The following is a 2,809-nucleotide window of genomic DNA, read 5'->3' on the forward strand; positions in this document are numbered from 1 at the left end:
AAATAAAACTATTAAATTCGTATATTTGCCTCCCGAATTATCGGAATGATTTAAACTATAAAATGAGATTACACAGAAATTTAGTATTCACCACAATAGATTCGCTAATGGCGATTTTTAATGAAGGAGAATATGCCGATAAAGTTGTTGCGAGAGCTTTAAAAAAAGACAAGCGTTGGGGAAGTCACGATCGAAAATTTGTTGCTGAAACAATTTATGAAATTGTCCGTTGGAAAAGACTTTATGTAGAAATTGCCGAAGTTAAAGAACCCTTTGATAGAGATAAAATTTGGCGCATATTTGCCGTATGGGCTGTTCTTAGAGGATACACCCTACCCGATTGGAAATATTTTGAGGAAACTCCAGTAAGAAGAATTAAAGGAAAATTTGACGAATTAACAAAAACCAGAAAATTTAAAGAGTCAATTCCAGACTGGATGGATGAGTTGGGAGTTAAAGAGTTAGGTGAGGAAATATGGACCAAAGAATTGGCTGCTCAAAATGAACAAGCAAAAGTAATTTTAAGAGTTAACAAACTTAAAACCACTAAGGAAAAATTAAGAGCGATTTTAATGGATTTAAATATTGAAACCGAGTTTCATAATGATTATCCTGATGCTTTGATATTAACCGAAAGAGCTAATGTGTTTTTAACGGATGCTTTCAAAGACGGTTTTTTTGAAGTACAAGACGCTTCTTCTCAGTTAGTTGCATATTTTTTAGATGTAAAACCAGGAATGCGAGTGGTTGATACTTGTGCTGGAGCTGGTGGAAAAACGCTTCATTTGGCTTCGTTAATGGAAAATAAAGGTCAATTAATTGCAATGGATTTATATGAAAGTAAATTAAAGCAATTAAAAATAAGAGCCAAACGAAATGGTGCATTTAATATTGAACCAAGAGTCATTGAAAGTACAAAAACCATTAAAAAATTACACGAAAAAGCTGATCGCGTTTTGATTGATGCTCCTTGTAGTGGATTAGGTGTTTTAAAGAGGAACCCAGATAGCAAATGGAAATTACAACCTGAATTTATTGAAAACATCAAAAAAATTCAAGCTGAAGTCTTAGAAAATTATTCTAAAATCGTAAAACCAGGCGGAAAATTAGTATATGCAACTTGTTCCGTATTACCTTCCGAAAATCAAGAACAAATTAAGCGTTTCTTAAGCACAGAAATAGGAAAAGAGTTTACTTTTGTTGAAGATAAAAAAGTTTTGGCTCACGAAAGTGGCTTTGACGGATTCTACATGGCATTATTAGAAAGAAAAATAAATAAATAAATATGAAAAAAAGCTTTACCCTATTAACGTTTTTATTATGTTCATTCATTAGTTGGGCACAAATTCCTGCAGGATATTATAGCACAGCAACCGGAACTGGTTTAACACTTAAGACCCAATTAAAAAAAATTATAGATGATGTAAATGATGGATTAGCTTCTGAACACTTACATGCTGATCAAGGCTATCCTGCACTTTGGACACTTTTCACCCATTCAGCATTTAGAGATAATTATTATGAAAACGATGGCAGTTTATTAGATATGTATTCTGAAAATCCATCTGGAATAGATCCTTACAACTACACTTTAACTTCACAACAATGTGGAAATTATACTGGTGAAAGTGATTGTTATAACAGAGAACATCTAATACCTCAGTCGTATTTTGATAATTATGCAGTTGATCCCATGAAAAATGATCCGTTTTTTGTGGTTCCGTCTGATGGGAAAGTTAATAATGATCGAAATAATTTCCCTTTTGGAAAAGTAGGTACAGCTACCTATATTTCGCAGAATGGATCCAAAAGAGGAAATGGAATTAATTCAGGGTATGCACAAGGCTATTCTGCTACAGTATTTGAACCTCTAGATGAATTTAAAGGTGATATAGCTAGAGCTTTTTTCTATTTTGCAACCCGTTATGAAGATTCTATGGATAATTTTTTTAGTACATCAAATGCATCTACTTGTCAAGCAAAAAATATGTTTGATGGTTCAATAGGTCGCGTGTTTACTAACCCTTTTATTGATATTCTTGTAAAATGGCATACAGACGATCCAGTTAGTGCAAAAGAAACTGCTATTAATAATGATGTCTATTATAATCATCAAACAAACAGAAATCCATACATAGATCATCCTGAATACGTAGGTGTTATTTGGAATAGTTTTTTATCAAATAATTCATTTAAATTAGAAAATACAGTTTCTATTTATCCGAATCCTGTTAGTAACAATGAGGTTTTTATTTCAACTTTAAGTGAATTAAAATCAATTGTTTTATACAACATCAACGGCCAAATCATTCAAGAAATTAATAATCCATCTAAAATAAATGAAGCTTACAAAGTATCAAATTTACCAAAAGGGTTCTATTTAATACAATTAGCTTCTGAAAACGAATCGATTACTAGAAAAATTATGGTCGATTAATTTTAGTTTACAACTATAAAAAAAGCCTTTTCAATTGAAGAGGCTTTTTTTTGATTCTATTAATGACAATTGGCTTCAGATTGCACAAACAAACTCAAATTACTAGGTGATAAATAGGGAATATCTAATCCTAAACCTCTAATAATAAATAACATCCCTATTAAAACTGCTACTATAGGTATCATTTTTTGCAAAGTTCTTCTTAAAGAAATTGATAGTAGGTTTGATACATATATAACGGCTGTTAATAACGGAATCGTTCCCAAACCAAAAAGCAACATATATACAATTCCCATTGAAACACTCTGCATGGCAATAGCTCCAAAAATAGCTACATATACCATTCCACAGGGTAAAAAACCATTTAGTAAA

The 2,809-nt window shown here is 31.6% G+C and carries 3 protein-coding genes; 2 read left to right on the forward strand and 1 reads right to left on the reverse strand.

Features of this window, described 5'->3' with window-relative positions; genetic code table 11:
- The first annotated feature begins 62 nt into the window (after positions 1-62).
- Complete coding sequence (locus ACIQZC_RS10495) at positions 63-1,283, forward strand: RsmB/NOP family class I SAM-dependent RNA methyltransferase (protein ID WP_396139171.1); 1,221 nt, start codon at positions 63-65, stop codon at positions 1,281-1,283.
- Positions 1,284-1,285: 2 nt separating this feature from the next.
- On the forward strand, positions 1,286-2,437 hold the full coding sequence (locus tag ACIQZC_RS10500; protein WP_396139172.1) for an endonuclease: 1,152 nt from the start codon (positions 1,286-1,288) through the stop codon (positions 2,435-2,437).
- Positions 2,438-2,496: 59 nt separating this feature from the next.
- Here the strand turns inward: ACIQZC_RS10500 and ACIQZC_RS10505 are convergent.
- Positions 2,497-2,809: sulfite exporter TauE/SafE family protein (locus ACIQZC_RS10505; protein WP_396139173.1), on the reverse strand; the 313-nt coding region annotated here is incomplete at its 5' end.

Source organism: Flavobacterium sp. (genome assembly GCF_044338735.1).
In the GTDB taxonomy this organism is placed as follows: Bacteria; Bacteroidota; Bacteroidia; order Flavobacteriales; family Flavobacteriaceae; genus Flavobacterium.

What these genes read in the sequence shown, in the direction of transcription:
- ACIQZC_RS10495 (WP_396139171.1), top strand. Translation starts at nt 63, where the DNA reads ATGAGATTACACAGAAATTTAGTATTCACCACAATAGATTCGCTAATG.
- ACIQZC_RS10500 (WP_396139172.1), top strand. Translation starts at nt 1,286, where the DNA reads ATGAAAAAAAGCTTTACCCTATTAACGTTTTTATTATGTTCATTCATT.